Annotated in this window: 10 protein-coding genes; 3 read left to right on the top strand and 7 right to left on the bottom strand. The window is 71.4% G+C overall.

Annotated elements, in window-relative coordinates; all coding sequences use genetic code 11:
* Positions 1-83: 83 nt before the first annotated feature.
* The 4 genes from ACIREI_RS19520 to ACIREI_RS19505 all read right to left on the bottom strand — a co-directional run bounded on the left by ACIREI_RS19520 (position 84) and on the right by ACIREI_RS19505 (position 5,836).
* On the bottom strand, positions 84-731 hold the full coding sequence (locus ACIREI_RS19520) for a LysE family translocator (protein ID WP_403334367.1): 648 nt from the start codon (positions 729-731) through the stop codon (positions 84-86).
* Between the two features lie 206 nt (positions 732-937).
* Entirely contained in the window at positions 938-1,726 is a 789-nt protein-coding gene (locus tag ACIREI_RS19515) for a S1 family peptidase (RefSeq protein WP_403334225.1), read from the bottom strand.
* A 244-nt stretch (positions 1,727-1,970) separates the two neighbouring features.
* A complete protein-coding gene (locus tag ACIREI_RS19510; RefSeq protein ID WP_403334224.1) occupies positions 1,971-4,790 on the bottom strand; it encodes an AAA family ATPase in 2,820 nt (939 codons plus the stop codon).
* 206 nt (positions 4,791-4,996) lie between these two features.
* Positions 4,997-5,836: a response regulator transcription factor gene (locus ACIREI_RS19505; protein WP_403334365.1), complete on the bottom strand. Its 840-nt coding sequence runs from the start codon at positions 5,834-5,836 to the stop codon at positions 4,997-4,999.
* Positions 5,837-5,965: 129 nt separating this feature from the next.
* Here ACIREI_RS19505 and ACIREI_RS19500 point away from each other — a divergent pair, with 129 nt between their 5' ends.
* Together ACIREI_RS19500 and ACIREI_RS19495 are read left to right on the top strand one after the other, a co-directional pair.
* Positions 5,966-7,636 (top strand): AMP-binding protein, encoded by a 1,671-nt coding sequence (locus ACIREI_RS19500; protein ID WP_403334223.1) that lies wholly within the window; start codon positions 5,966-5,968, stop codon positions 7,634-7,636.
* A complete protein-coding gene (locus ACIREI_RS19495; protein ID WP_403334221.1) occupies positions 7,633-9,249 on the top strand; it encodes an AMP-binding protein in 1,617 nt (538 codons plus the stop codon). Before ACIREI_RS19500 ends, ACIREI_RS19495 begins: the two co-directional genes overlap by 4 nt.
* Positions 9,250-9,426: 177 nt before the next feature.
* Here the strand turns inward: ACIREI_RS19495 and ACIREI_RS19490 are convergent, their stop codons facing one another.
* Complete coding sequence (locus tag ACIREI_RS19490; protein ID WP_403334219.1) at positions 9,427-9,942, bottom strand: GNAT family N-acetyltransferase; 516 nt, start codon at positions 9,940-9,942, stop codon at positions 9,427-9,429.
* A 41-nt stretch (positions 9,943-9,983) separates the two neighbouring features.
* Complete coding sequence (locus ACIREI_RS19485; protein ID WP_403334217.1) at positions 9,984-10,742, bottom strand: hypothetical protein; 759 nt, start codon at positions 10,740-10,742, stop codon at positions 9,984-9,986.
* 235 nt (positions 10,743-10,977) lie between these two features.
* On the opposite strand from ACIREI_RS19485, the gene gcl reads away from it, so the two are divergent.
* Entirely contained in the window at positions 10,978-12,762 is a 1,785-nt protein-coding gene (gcl, locus tag ACIREI_RS19480) for a glyoxylate carboligase (protein ID WP_403334215.1), read from the top strand.
* Between the two features lie 215 nt (positions 12,763-12,977).
* Here gcl and ACIREI_RS19475 read toward each other — a convergent pair whose 3' ends face one another.
* A complete protein-coding gene (locus ACIREI_RS19475; RefSeq protein WP_403334213.1) occupies positions 12,978-13,328 on the bottom strand; it encodes a hypothetical protein in 351 nt (116 codons plus the stop codon).
* Positions 13,329-13,651 lie beyond the last annotated feature (323 nt).

The raw sequence follows: 13,651 nt of genomic DNA, 5'->3' as shown, positions 1-13,651 counted from the left end.
GCGGGCTCCCTCAGAGGGGGACGCCCCCCAACCGCGTCGTCGTCGGTCGGCCGACCACCCCCGGAGACCGTCACCCCACGGCGTCACTCCGCCCGCCCCGTCACCGCGACCGTCACTCCGAGCCCGATCATCGTGCAGCCGCCCGCTCCGCCTATCAGCGACAGCCGGCGATCGGAGCGGGCGAACCAGGTGCGGGCCGCCGACGCGGTCAGGCCCCACAGGGTGTCCGTGACCAGGCCGATGGAGATCGGTATCAGGCCCAACAGCAGCATCTGCAGCGGGACATGGCCCGCCGAGTGGTCCACGAACTGCGGGAGCACGGCGGCGAAGAACACCACGCCCTTCGGGTTGGTGACACCGACGAGGACGCCGTCGAGGACGGTTCGCAGATCGCCGCGCTTCGGTGCGGCCGGGGTCGCTCTGACCGCCGCCGCCTTCAGCTCCCCGCGGTGCCGGTACGCCTGCACACCCAGGTAGACCAGATAGGCCGCGCCCGCCAGCTTCACCGTCATATAGACGACCACCGAGCGTTCGACCAGCGAACCGATCCCGACGGCGACCGCCACCACCAGCAGATACGAGCCGAAGACATTGCCGACCGCCGTGGCCACGGCGGTACGCCGGCCGTGGGCCAGCGCACGGCCGATGACGAACAGCACGCTCGGCCCCGGAATCACGATCACCAGCAGCGACATCGCCGCGAAGGCCAGGAAACGGTCCGCGGACACCATGCCCATCACCTCCATGCCCATCACCCCCGAGGGTCATCCCCCTCATCCGTCAGCCATTCAAACAGGCGCCACTGACAACAGACATGGATGCGGACATGGATGCGGACATGGATAGGGGGCGTTGCGGGCCGCTCGTGGAGGCCCGCAACGCCCCCTGGTCTTTCACCTGAGGTGTGCTCAGGAGACCTTCTGGGTGCCGTTCCCGGTTACGACTCGACCTGTTCGGTCACCTCGTCCGAGAAGGTGGTCAGCCGGGTGTAGACACCCGGGTAACCGGCCTGGGCGCAGCCTTCGCCCCAGGAAGTTATCCCTGCCAGGACGCCCCCGATGAGCAGGGGACCGCCGCTGTCGCCCTGGCAGGTGTCAACGCCGCCGGAGGTGTATCCGGCGCAGACCATGTCGGACGCGATGAAGTCCGAACCGTAGGAGCTCGCACAGCTGGAGTTGGAGACGATCGGCACGGTCGCCGTGCGCAACTGGTTGGAGGAGCTGCCGCCCGAGGAGGTGGTGCCCCAGCCGAGGATGCGGGCCGTGGCGCCGGTCGCGTACACGCCGGTGTCCGAGGCGTCGACGTACGAGGCCGTCGTGTACGGCATCGAGGACGACAGGGTCAGTACGGCCACGTCGTTGCCGTTGGTGGCGTCGGTGTAGTCGGGGTGCACCCAGATGTCGCTGACCTGGCGGACCGTGCCGTTGGTGCCGTTCAGGTAGGTGCGGCCACCGACCACCCGCACGCCGCTCGGGGTCTCGCCGACCATGCAGTGGGCGGCGGTGATCACTTTCGTCGCGGAGACGAGCGTGCCACCGCAGAACTGGTTCTGCGAGGCGTCCGTGATCTGCATGACGTAGGGGTACGCGGTCGTCGTGGTCGTCGTGCCGCCCACGATGCGCGTCGACGCGGCCTCAGCGGTGGGGGCGCTGAGCAGTGCGGCCGCGGCGGCGGCAACGGTCGCCGCGACGGCGGCGGTCTTTCTGGCACGGGTGAGCCCGAACATGAGTCTCCTCATTGGGTGTTGCCGGTGGGGGGCGCGCGGGTGTGGGGGGTGTGCACGGGGGTCGCGGGACCGACCCCCGTGTGCCCGGGCGAGCGGCACATCCACAAGGTAGGTCCCGGAAGTTCCCCTTCCCAATGAGGGAACCCCCTAAGGGAGTTGGGCAGGGAAAACCCTCGGTCGTGTCCGGCTAAACCTGCACGGACCGACAAGGACGGGTGAACTCACGTCGTACGGCGCCCCGAACTCACTTCGTACGCCGCCCCGCCGCCAGTCTGACGATGTCGACCCGCGATCGGATCCCGAGCTTGCGGTATACGCGAGTAAGTGTCGCTTCGACCGTTTTGACGCTGATGAACAGGCGCGCGGCGATCTCCCGGTTGGTCGCGCCCTCCATGACGAGCGCGGCGACCTGACGCTCCATCGAGGCGAGCCCGTCCAGGCAGTCGAGGCCGTCCGGCGTGGAGGCGGGGGTGGGGGCCGCCTCCACGGGCCGCGCCGCGGCCGCCGCCTCGACCTGCCGGAGCCAGGGCAGCGCACGGCAGCGGCGGAACAGCCGGGCCGGCTCGTCGTACGACGTCGGCCCCGGAGCGCTGGTGCGCAGCTGGGCCAGCGCGAAGGCGGCCCGGGCCTCCTCCAGGCTGTAGCCGAGTTTGCCGAGCCGGTCCTGTGCCGACGTCAACTGGGCCCGGGCTGCGTCCTGTTCGCCCCGTGCCGCGCGGATCAGCGCCTCGGCCCGGTCGAGGACGGCCAGTACGCTCTCCCGGTCCAGCCGCAGCGCCTGCTCGCGTGTGACGTCGATGACGTCCTGCGCCTCCGCGAACTCTCCGCTGCGCACCAGGGCCTCGGCCAGGTCGCCGTGCCAGCGGCCGCGTGCAGGGTCGGTGATGCCGAGGCTCTGCTCCACCTCGCGCACCCGGCGCAGCGAACGCACCGCCGCCTCCACGTCCCCGGCCACCAGCTGGGCGTGCCCGAGAGCGGCCAGGGCGCGGGAGACGTACATCTGGTCGCCGTCCTCCTCGGCGTGCTCCACCGCCTCCCGGGCCAGCGCCAGCGCCCGGTCCACCTCCCCGCCCGCCGCCTCCGCGAGCGAGGTCAGCACGGCGGAGGCCACCTCGCCGATCCCGGTGTCCCGGGCGAGGCGCAGGCTCTCGCGGGCCAGGTCGAGGGCGCGCCCGCAGTGCCCGGAGTGCAGCTCGGTCTCCGCGACCCCGCGCAGGAAGTGCACCTCGCTCTCCACCCAGCCGTGCCGGCGCACCTCGCGCAGCAGCGCGGTGACCGCCGCGCGGGCCTCGGGCAGCTGGTCGCTCATGATCAGCCAGCGGAAGCGGGAGTAACCGGCCCCGTTGTGGTGGCAGGCCACCCTCGGGTCCTGGGGTTCCTCCAGCGCCCGTCGGATGGTCGCGGGGGCGTCCGCGTGGCCCATGAGGGTCTCGATCTGGGCCTGGAAGGCGAGCGCCATCAGTTGGGTGTAGCGGTCGCCGGCCCGCGCGGCCAGCTCCGCCACGTAGGCGGCCTCCCCCCGGGCCTCGTCGAAGTCGCCCTCCACGAGCAGGGCGCGCCACGTCAGCTGGTAGTGGACCAGGGCGAGCAGCTTCGGGTCGTCACCCGCGTCGGCCAGGGCCTGCGGGAAGATCGCGTCGACCTCCGCCATGGCATGGCCGGCCGTCTCGATCACCGCGATCCAGGCCCGCACCCGGTCCGCGGGCACGGTCGCCCGGGTGAGGACCTCGCGGGCGATGTCCCGGGCGAGATCCAGCTCGCCGGCGGTGATCGCGTCCTCGGCGGCCTCCAGCCGCAGCACCTCCGGGCTCCGCGGATCGTCCGCCGGGGTGTGCCGGGCGGCGAGCAGGGAGAGCTGCGCGGCCACCGACGGCGCTCCCCGGTCCCGGGCCAGGGCGGCGGCCTCGGCCAGGCGGGCCGCGACCTCCGGGTCGGTGCCGGTGGTCGCGAGGGCCAGGTGCCGGGCGCGCTCGATCGGGTCGGAGGCCGCCGTGGACAGCGCGGCGTGCGCGGCGCGGCGCTCCTGCGCGGGCGCCTCCGCGTAGAGCGCGGCGGAGATCATCGGGTGCGCGAACCGTACGGCGGGCCCCTCGGGCTCGGTCGCCAGCAGCCCGAGTTCGGCGGCCTGGGCGGTCTCGGCCTCGGCGTTGTCCCGGCCGGCCGCGTGCAGCAGGGTCAGCGTGGGGCGGGCGCCCGCGCTCGCGACGAGCAGGGTGCGGCGGGCCTCCTCCGACAGCATCTCCAGGCGGTTCAGCACCAGGGCGCGCAGCGAGGTGGGCACCGGCAGGGGCTCTCCGGGGCTGGGCGGGATGGAGTTCTCGGCGAGCGCCCGGCCCAGTTCGAGGGCGAACAGGGCGTTGCCGCCGCTGGTGCGGTGGATGTCCCGGACCGTGGAGCGGGGCAGGCCGGTGTAGCCGCGGTGATCGAGCAGAGCGGACATCTGGGCGCGGGAGAGGGGCCCCAGCCGTACGGCCAGGGTGTCCGGCGGGGACGCGCGTAGATGGCGGTCGTACTCCTGGCCGTCGGTCCGCACCGCGCACAGCATCCGCACCGGGGTGTCGCCGAGGCGGCGGGCGGCGAAGCCGAGGAGCTCGGCGCTGGCCGGATCGAGCCACTGGAGGTCGTCGACGACGACGAGGACGGGGCCGGTGTCGGCGAGGGCGCGCAGGGTGGACAGCACGGCCAGCCGCAGGGCGAGGCCGTCGCGCTGGAGGGTGGACTCACCGCGGCCGGTGAGCGCCGACTCCAGGGCGATGCGCTGGGCGGTGGGGAGCCGCTCGGACACCTCGTCCAGGACGAGGCCGAGGAGGTCGGCCAGGGCGAGGAAGGGGAGGTGGGATTCGGACTCCGTGGGCGAGCAGCGCAACACGGTGCGTGCCGCCCCGCCGTATTCCCCGGCCAATGCCCGCAGGACCGTCGACTTCCCAATTCCGGCAGGCCCGTGAAGCAGCACGCTGCCGCCCCGCCCGAGCTGCTCACGCGCCGTGCTGAACAGCTCCTCCCTGCCGATGACCTGGTCGGGGCGGCATCTGGCAGGCTCCTTGAAGTCCCGTCGCACGGTCACCGCTCCCCTCCGTGTGTCGTGTTCGGGCCAATATTAGGCAACGGATCTTTGAAATTCGGACCGAAGACATGGTGAGGCAAATAACAGCGGAGGAGCATGGGGAAATTCAAAGCTCGGCGGAATGAATGAGGGGCGACCAGGCCGGCTCGACCGAGGGTGGGCGACCTGCGGTCCCGCAGTCCTACGGCCCTCTGGCCCCCCGGGGCCTACGGCAGCAACCCCGCCCGCCGAGCCGCCACCACCGCCTCACCGCGGGTGTGCGTGCCCAGCTTCCGCATGGCCGACCGCAGGTAGCCCTTGACCGTCTCCGCCCGCAGCCCCAGCCGCTCGGCGGCGACCGCGTTCGTCGACCCGGCGGCCACGCACGCCAGCACGTCCAGTTCCCGGGGGGACAACTGCACGCCGTTCGGCGCGGGCCCCTCCGTCAGCAGGCCGCAGACGTCCAGGAGTTCCGCGCGCAGGGCGGGGTCGCCGATGCGCGGGGCCAGGGCCCGCAGCGCCGCGTGGGCCTCGCGGACCTGCTCCCACGCGGAGCCCCGCCCGGCCGGAGCCGTCTCGGGCCGCGCCGGCTCCGGCCGGGCCGCCTCCAGCAGCCCCCGCACCTCGTCCCGCACCACCAGCGACTGCTCCACGTCCCGCGCCGCCTCCACGGCCGCCGTCAACGTGCGGTCGCCCAGCGGCTGGGCCGTGCGCAGGGCGCCGTACAGGACACCGCGCACCCGGCGCCGTACGACGACCGGGACCGCCAGCACCGAGTGCAGTCCTTCCGCGGCGACCGCGGCGTCGTACTCATGGCTGATCTGCCGTGAGGCGGAGTAGTCCGTGACCGCGCAGGGGCGGGCCAGCGCCACCGCCTTGCCGCCCAAGCCGTTGCCCGCGGTCACCGTGACTCTGCTCAGGGACCCGGTGGCCGTGCCGTTCAGTTCGCTGATGCGCATGCGCGGGCGCCCCGGCTCCACCAGGCCGCCGAAGGCGACCGGGAGCCCGGTCGAGCGGCGCAGGCGCGCCAGCGCGCCCCTTATCTCCACAGATGCGGCCGCGTCCACTGCCACGTACTCGCCCTTTCAGTGCGGCTTGCCCGAGCGCACACCCCCGTTCGGGGGTAGTGAGACCCACGTCACGGATTACACGATGACAGAGAGCCGCCCGGCAAGGTCCGGTAACCAGGAGGACAGATGACGACGGGGACGGAGCTGTTCCGCACTGCGCGGGACTTCCTGCTCGAGCACCGCGAGGACTACGCCACCGCCTACGAGGGCTTCGCCTGGCCCCGGCCCGAACGGTTCAACTGGGCGCTCGACTGGTTCGACGTCATCGCGGACGGAAACGACCGCACCGCGCTGCACATCGTCGAGGAGGACGGCAGCGAGGTCCGGCGGTCCTTCGCTGAGATGGCCGAACGGTCCGCCCGCGTCGCGGGCTGGCTGCGGGCGCGTGGCGTCCGTGCCGAGGACCGCGTCCTCGTCATGCTCGGCAACCAGGCCGAGCTGTGGGAGACCGCCCTCGCCGCCATGAAGCTGCGCGCCGTCGTCATCCCGGCCACCCCGTTGCTCGGCCCCGCCGACCTGCGCGACCGGGTGGAGCGCGGACGCGTCCGGCATGTGCTGGTGCGGGCCGAGGACACCGGCAAGTTCGACGAGGTGCCCGGCCGCTACACGCGCATCACCGTCGGCGGGGCGCGCGAGGGCTGGCAGTCGTACGAGGACGCGTACGCAGCCCCCGCCGAGTTCGTCCCCGACGGGCCGACCGCCTCCGACGACCCGCTGATGCTCTACTTCACCTCCGGCACCACCGCCCGCCCCAAGCTGGTCGAACACACCCACACCTCGTACCCGATCGGCCACCTGGCCACCATGTACTGGATCGGCCTCAAGCCCGGCGACGTGCACCTGAACATCTCCTCGCCGGGCTGGGCCAAGCACGCCTGGTCCAACCTCTTCGCCCCGTGGAACGCCGAGGCGACCGTCTTCATCCACAACTACACGCGCTTCGACGCGGCCCGCCTGATGGCGGAGATGGACCGCGCCGGGGTCACCACCTTCTGCGCCCCGCCGACCGTCTGGCGCATGCTCATCCAGGCCGACCTGAGCGCCCTGCGCACCCCGCCCCGCGAGGTCGTGGCGGCGGGCGAGCCCCTGAACCCCGAGGTCATCGAGCAGGTCCGGCGTGCCTGGGGCGTCACCATCCGGGACGGTTTCGGGCAGACCGAGACCGCCGTCCAGGTCTCCAACAGCCCCGGCCAGCCCCTGAAGACCGGCTCGATGGGCCGCCCCAGCCCCGGCTTCCGCGTCGAACTCCTCGACCCCGTCTCCGGCGCGCCCGGCGCCGACGAGGGCGAGATCGCCCTGGACCTGTCCGCGCGCCCCGTCGGCGTGATGACCGGCTACCACGGCGACGCCGACCGTACGGCGGAGGCGATGGCCGGCGGCTACTACCGGACGGGGGACATCGGTTCGCGGGACGCCGACGGATACATCACCTACGTCGGGCGAGCTGACGACGTCTTCAAGGCCTCCGACTACAAGATCAGTCCCTTCGAGCTGGAGAGCGCCCTGCTGGAGCACGAGGCGGTGGCCGAGGCGGCCGTCGTGCCCGCGCCGGACGAGCTGCGGCTCGCGGTGCCGAAGGCGTATGTCGTCCTTGCGGAGGGCTGGGAGCCGGGCCCCGACACGGCCAAGGTGCTCTTCGAGCACTCACACGAGGTCCTGGCGCCGTACAAGCGCGTGCGCCGCCTGGAGTTCGCGCCGCTGCCCAAGACCGTCTCCGGCAAGATCCGCCGGATCGAGCTGCGCGAGGCCACGGCCGCGGGCTCGGACGCCGAGTACCGCGAGGAGGACTTCCGGTGACCGCTGAACTGTCGTACGCGCACGGGACGAGCGAGACGGTCCTGCTCGGGGACACGATCGGGGCCAACCTGGACCGGGCGGTGGCCGCCTGGCCGGACCGGGAGGCGCTGGTCGACGTCCCCTCCGGGCGGCGCTGGACCTACGCGCAGTTCGCCGCCGACGTCGACGAGCTGGCGTACGCGCTGCTCGCGAGCGGCGTCGCCAAGGGCGACCGGGTGGGCATCTGGGCGGTCAACTGCCCCGAGTGGGTCCTCGTCCAGTACGCCACCGCCCGCATCGGCGCGATCATGGTGAACATCAACCCGGCCTACCGCACCCACGAGGTCGAGTACGTCCTCAACCAGGCCGGGATCTCACTGCTCTTCGCTTCCCTCGGCCACAAGACGAGCGACTACCGGGCGATGGTCGAGGAAGTGCGCGGCAGGTGCCCGCAGCTGCGGGAGACCGTGTTCATCGGTGACCCGAGCTGGGAGGCGCTGATCGCGCGGGGAACGCCCGTGCCGTTCGAGGAGCTGTCCTGCGACGACCCGATCAACATCCAGTACACGTCGGGTACGACGGGCTTCCCGAAGGGGGCCACCCTCTCCCACCACAACATCCTCAACAACGGTTATTTCGTGGGGGAGTTGATCGCCTACAGCGAGCAGGACCGGGTGTGCATCCCGGTGCCCTTCTACCACTGCTTCGGCATGGTCATGGGCAATCTGGCAGCCACATCGCACGGCGCCTGCATGGTGATCCCGGCCCCGTCCTTCGACCCGAAGGCCACGCTGGAGGCGGTCCAGCAGGAGCGCTGCACCTCGCTGTACGGCGTACCGACCATGTTCATCGCGGAGCTGAACCACCCCGACTTCGCCTCGTACGACCTCTCCTGCCTGCGCACCGGGATCATGGCGGGCTCGCCCTGCCCGGTGGAGGTGATGAAGCGGGTGGTCACCGAGATGCACATGGCCGAGGTCTCGATCTGCTACGGCATGACGGAGACCTCGCCCGTCTCCACCCAGACCCGGCGCGACGACGACCTGGAACACCGCACCGGCACGGTCGGCCGGGTGCTGCCGCACATCGAGGTGAAGATCGTCGACCCGGCGACCGGGGTGACCCAACCGCGCGGCACGGCGGGGGAGTTGTGCACCCGCGGCTACAGCGTGATGCTCGGCTACTGGAACGAACCCGAGAAGACCGCCGAGGCCGTCGACCCCGGCCGCTGGATGCACACCGGTGACCTCGCGACGATGCGGGAGGACGGTTACGTCGAGATCGTCGGCCGCATCAAGGACATGATCATCCGGGGCGGCGAGAACATCTACCCGCGCGAGATCGAGGAGTTCCTGTACGCCCACCCGAAGATCGCGGACATCCAGGTCGTCGGGGTGCCGCACGAACGGTACGGCGAGGAGGTGCTGGCCTGCGTCATCCCGCCCGACTCGGCCGATCCGCTGACGCTGGAGGAGCTACGGGCCTTCTGCGACGGGCGGCTGGCGCACTACAAGATCCCTAGCCGGCTGCGGGTGCTCGACTCCTTCCCGATGACCGTGTCCGGGAAGGTGCGGAAGGTGGAGCTGCGGGAGAAGTACGCGGATAGCGGGGACAGCGGGGGCAGCGGGGCCTGATCGCTCAGTCCGCGACAACCGGCGGGTCCTCTCCGAGGCGGCCAGAGCTTCGCGCCCGGGTGCAGGCAGCGCCACTTCACAGGCCGTGGTGCACGACGGCTTGGTCGAAGACGTCGTCCAGCAGTTGTTCGAGTACGGCGGTGTCCATGCTGTCGTTTTCCCGGCTGCGCTGTCGTTCTACCGGCTGTCCAGGTTCCGGCGCATGCACACCCGTGGCCATCGGTCGAGGCCGAGTTCCGCCTCATGGGCGCGGATCTTCCGTAGCCCCGGGGTGAGCTCGGCCTCGTCCAGGACGTGGAAGCCGAGGCGTGCGTAGTACGGCGCGTTCCACGGGACCTCGGTGAAGGTGGTCAGGGTCAGAGCGGTCAGGCCCTCTGCGCGTGCGTGGTCGGCGGCGTGCGTGAGGAGGGTGCGGCCCATGCGGCGGTGCGCGAAGTCCGGGTGCACCGAGACCTGCTCGATGTGCAGGGCGCCGTCCACCGGCTCGCAGATCAGATAGCCGGCCGGGCGGTCACCGTCGGCGCAGGCGACCCAGGCGCGGCCGACCCGGCGGAAGTGCTCCAGGACATCCAGGGCGGGCGGCTCGTCGTCGGCGATCGCCGCCATGCCGAGGTCGCGGAAGGCGGCTCCCGCGGCGCGCTCGATGTCCTGGAGGGCCGGCAGCTCGTCGGGTCCGGCGGGGCGGATGCGCATGTGCCGAGTGTCGGTCGGTGACCACGCCGGGCGCGAGCGGATTACCGGGCGCCCGTCGCGTCCAGTTCGTCGGCGAGGCCGTTGACCGGCTGGGGCGTGCCCGTCAGGTCGAGGACGAACAGGGGGACGCCGAGGGTCTCGGCGCGGGCCCGGGCGTCGGGGGCGTATCCGGCGAGGGAGAAGTAGACACAGGCCACGGACTCGGTCATGGCCGTAAGCCACAGGCACTCCACGTCCCGCAGCGAGGCCGGACGTACGGTCGGGTCGACCTGGGCGAGCAGGCCGTGGGCGGCGATACCGATGCCGGTCGGGGGCCGCTGGTCGGCGCGGCGGATGTCCCGGTAGCCGAGCCAGCGCAGATAGACGGCGGCCGCCGTGACCGCGTCGCGGGCGGTGCGGATCGTGACGGGCTGGAAGGCGCGGCGCGCGGCGGGCGCCTTCCGCTGCGCCGGGCCCGTGTCGGCCTGTCGTCCCGCCGAGCCCGTGTCCGCCTGCCGTGCCGGCGGGTCCATGTCCGCTTCTTGTGCCTGGCCCGTGTCCGCCCGCGCCACCGGAACGCGCATCACCGTCCCGCAGGGACAGCCCAGCTCCGGGCGGGGCCACTCGTTCTCCCGGCCGCATGCCGTACAGCGCACGCCGATCCATTCGTCGTCCCAGGCGCGATGGGTGACGGCCGTGGCGGCCGCGTGCGGGTCGAGCGCCGGTGCGACGGGCGCGCCGCACGCGCACGGATAGGCGGTCGCCTCGTAGAGATGCTCGCGCCGGCAGGCCGGGCAGCGCACCGACACGCTCTCGGACATGGCCCCACTCCAGGACGACTTCGCATCGGGACAGCGGTCCCATCGTCCTCCAGGCCGGGCCCGGTTGTCCGCCCCTTGACGGTCTTCACCGGCCCCACCTACATTGCTTCCAGATAGTAGAAAACAATTTCCGCGATACGGAATAAGTCGGATCGCGGGAGTGTCATCGTCACGGAATTGCTCACCGCGGGGCGCGACGGGAGTGCGAATCCGACAGCCGAAGCAGGAGTACTCAATGGCTCGTATGACCGCTGCCCGAGCGGCAGTCGAGATCCTCAAGCGCGAGGGCGTCAGCAACGCGTTCGGCGTGCCGGGCGCGGCGATCAACCCCTTCTACGCGGCGCTCAAGGCCTCCGGGGGCATCCAGCACACCCTTGCCCGCCATGTGGAGGGCGCCTCGCACATGGCCGAGGGCTACACCCGCACGCACGCGGGCAACATCGGCGTCTGCATCGGCACGTCCGGCCCCGCCGGCACCGACATGATCACCGGCCTGTACTCCGCGATCGGCGACTCCATCCCGATCCTGTGCATCACCGGCCAGGCACCGACCGCGGTGATCCACAAAGAGGACTTCCAGGCCGTCGACATCGCCTCGATCGCCAAGCCGGTCACGAAGATGGCGGTGACCGTCCTGGAGGCCGCGCAGGTCCCCGGCGTCTTCCAGCAGGCCTTCCACCTGATGCGCTCCGGCCGGCCCGGCCCGGTCCTGATCGACCTGCCGATCGACGTCCAGCTGACGGAGATCGAGTTCGACCCGGAGACGTACGAGCCGCTCCCGGTCTACAAGCCCGCCGCGAGCCGCGCCCAGATCGAGAAGGCGATCGGGATGCTGAACGCGTCCGAGCGTCCGCTGATCGTCGCGGGCGGCGGTGTCATCAACGCCGACGCCGCCGAACTCCTCGTCGAGTTCGCCGAGCTGACCGGCACCCCGGTCGTCCCGACCCTGATGGGCTGGGGCCTGCTGCCCGACGACCACGAGCTGAACGCCGGCATGGTCGGCCTGCAGACCTCGCACCGCTACGGCAACGCCACCTTCCTGGAGTCCGACTTCGTCCTCGGCATCGGCAACCGCTGGGCCAACCGCCACACCGGCAAGCTGGACGTCTACACGGCCGGGCGGAAGTTCGTCCACGTCGACGTCGAGCCCACCCAGATCGGCAAGATCTTCGCCCCGGACTACGGCATCGCGTCGGACGCCAAGGCCGCGCTGGAGCTGTTCGTCGAGGTGGCGAAGGAACTGCAGGCGGCGGGCAAGCTCCCCGACCGCTCGGCGTGGGCGGCCTCCGCGCAGGAGCGGAAGGCAACGCTCCAGCGCCGTACGCACTTCGACAACGTCCCGATCAAGCCGCAGCGTGTCTACGAGGAGATGAACAAGGCCTTCGGCCCGGAGACCCGGTACGTCTCCACGATCGGCCTCTCGCAGATCGCCGGCGCCCAGATGCTGCACGTGTTCAAGCCGCGGCACTGGATCAACTGCGGCCAGGCGGGCCCGCTCGGCTGGACCATCCCGGCCGCGCTGGGCGTGGCGAAGGCCGACCCGGAGGCACAGGTCGTCGCGCTGTCCGGCGACTACGACTTCCAGTTCATGATCGAGGAGCTGGCGGTCGGCGCGCAGCACAAGATCCCGTACGTCCACGTCCTGGTCAACAACTCCTACCTGGGCCTGATCCGTCAGGCGCAGCGGGCGTTCGACATCGACTTCCAGGTCAAGCTGGAGTTCGAGAACATCAACTCGCCCGAGCTGGGCGTCTACGGCGTCGACCACGTCAAGGTCGCCGAGGGCCTCGGCTGCAAGGCGATCCGGGTGACCGACCCGGCGGAACTGGGCGCGGCCCTGGAGCAGGCCAAGAAGCTGGCGCAGGAGTACCAGGTCCCGGTGGTGGTCGAGGCGATCCTGGAGCGGGTCACCAACATCTCCATGTCGACCACCAACGACATCAGCAACGTGGTGGAGTTCGAGGAGATCGCGACGGAGCCGGAGCACGCGCCCACGTCGATCAGGACGCTGAAGGTCTGACGCGTCTCGCTGCACCGAGGGGCGGTCCAACCGAAAGGTTGGGCCGCCCCTTTGGTGATCCCCCGTCGCGGGGCCCGCCGCCCCCGTGTCGGCGGGCCCCGTGTGAGAAGAATGTGCCCGCGACGGGGGGCGGTTGAAGCCCTCCGACGTGTGTTCAGAGGTTGATTTGAGGGTTCCGTAGCCGGCATACGCCCGGTGGCGTACGCCGGAGGGCCTCAGAGGCGGCGCCGGGCCGCCTCGACGCTGTCCCCGCCACTGGTGTTGAACGCGATGGCGGCCTGGGGCGCATGGCGTCGGATCAGGTTCACGATCTGCTCGAAGAGCGGCAGCAACTGCTCCGTTTTGCGGATGCCCCCGCCGACGACCACCACGTCCCACGGACGCTCGGCCAAGGACGCGACGAGAGTGGGCTCGGCCGACTCGTCGAACACGACCAGCGTCATGGCCGCGTCGATGCTGTGCTCGCCGAACCGGGCCAGCTCCTTGTCCAGCGCCGCACGAAGCGCCTGCGCGTCGACGCCGGGTATCGCCTGCGGGTCGTAACCGACAACAAGTACGGAAGGCATTCGGCCAAGCTACCTAGCCCTGTCCGACCCCGGAGTTCGACCCCGGAGCTCGACCCCGGGAGAAGCCGAAGAGCGCCGGGTACGGGACCGTCCGTACCCGGCGCTCTTCAGCCGGTGAGGTATGCGGTTATGGCCGTCCGACGGTGCGAGGCTGGGCGCGACAGGACGTTCGCGCCGCCGGACGGGGTCTTGGGGGGCTCGGGACCGCGGCGGTTGCGACGGCTCCGGGACTCCTTCCCTCAGGTCGAAGAAGGAGGCCGGGACCTTTACCACCGCACTGGCTCGCACGCCGCCGCGGTCCTCGCGTTGCCCGCGCCCGTTCC

Origin of the sequence: Streptomyces sp. NPDC093591, assembly GCF_044764885.1 — a bacterium.
In the GTDB taxonomy this organism is placed as follows: domain Bacteria; phylum Actinomycetota; class Actinomycetes; order Streptomycetales; family Streptomycetaceae; genus Streptomyces.
The sequence above is the reverse complement of the archived record's forward strand: the minus strand, read 5'-3'. Positions and strand labels throughout refer to the sequence as shown.

Bases quoted from the DNA above. Each gene is read 5' to 3' on its own strand.
- ACIREI_RS19520 (WP_403334367.1), bottom strand. From the start codon at position 731: ATGGTGTCCGCGGACCGTTTCCTGGCCTTCGCGGCGATGTCGCTGCTG.
- ACIREI_RS19515 (WP_403334225.1), bottom strand. From the start codon at position 1,726: ATGTTCGGGCTCACCCGTGCCAGAAAGACCGCCGCCGTCGCGGCGACC.
- ACIREI_RS19500 (WP_403334223.1), top strand. From the start codon at position 5,966: ATGACGACGGGGACGGAGCTGTTCCGCACTGCGCGGGACTTCCTGCTC.
- ACIREI_RS19490 (WP_403334219.1), bottom strand. From the start codon at position 9,942: ATGCGCATCCGCCCCGCCGGACCCGACGAGCTGCCGGCCCTCCAGGAC.
- ACIREI_RS19485 (WP_403334217.1), bottom strand. From the start codon at position 10,742: ATGTCCGAGAGCGTGTCGGTGCGCTGCCCGGCCTGCCGGCGCGAGCAT.
- gcl (WP_403334215.1), top strand. From the start codon at position 10,978: ATGGCTCGTATGACCGCTGCCCGAGCGGCAGTCGAGATCCTCAAGCGC.
- ACIREI_RS19475 (WP_403334213.1), bottom strand. From the start codon at position 13,328: ATGCCTTCCGTACTTGTTGTCGGTTACGACCCGCAGGCGATACCCGGC.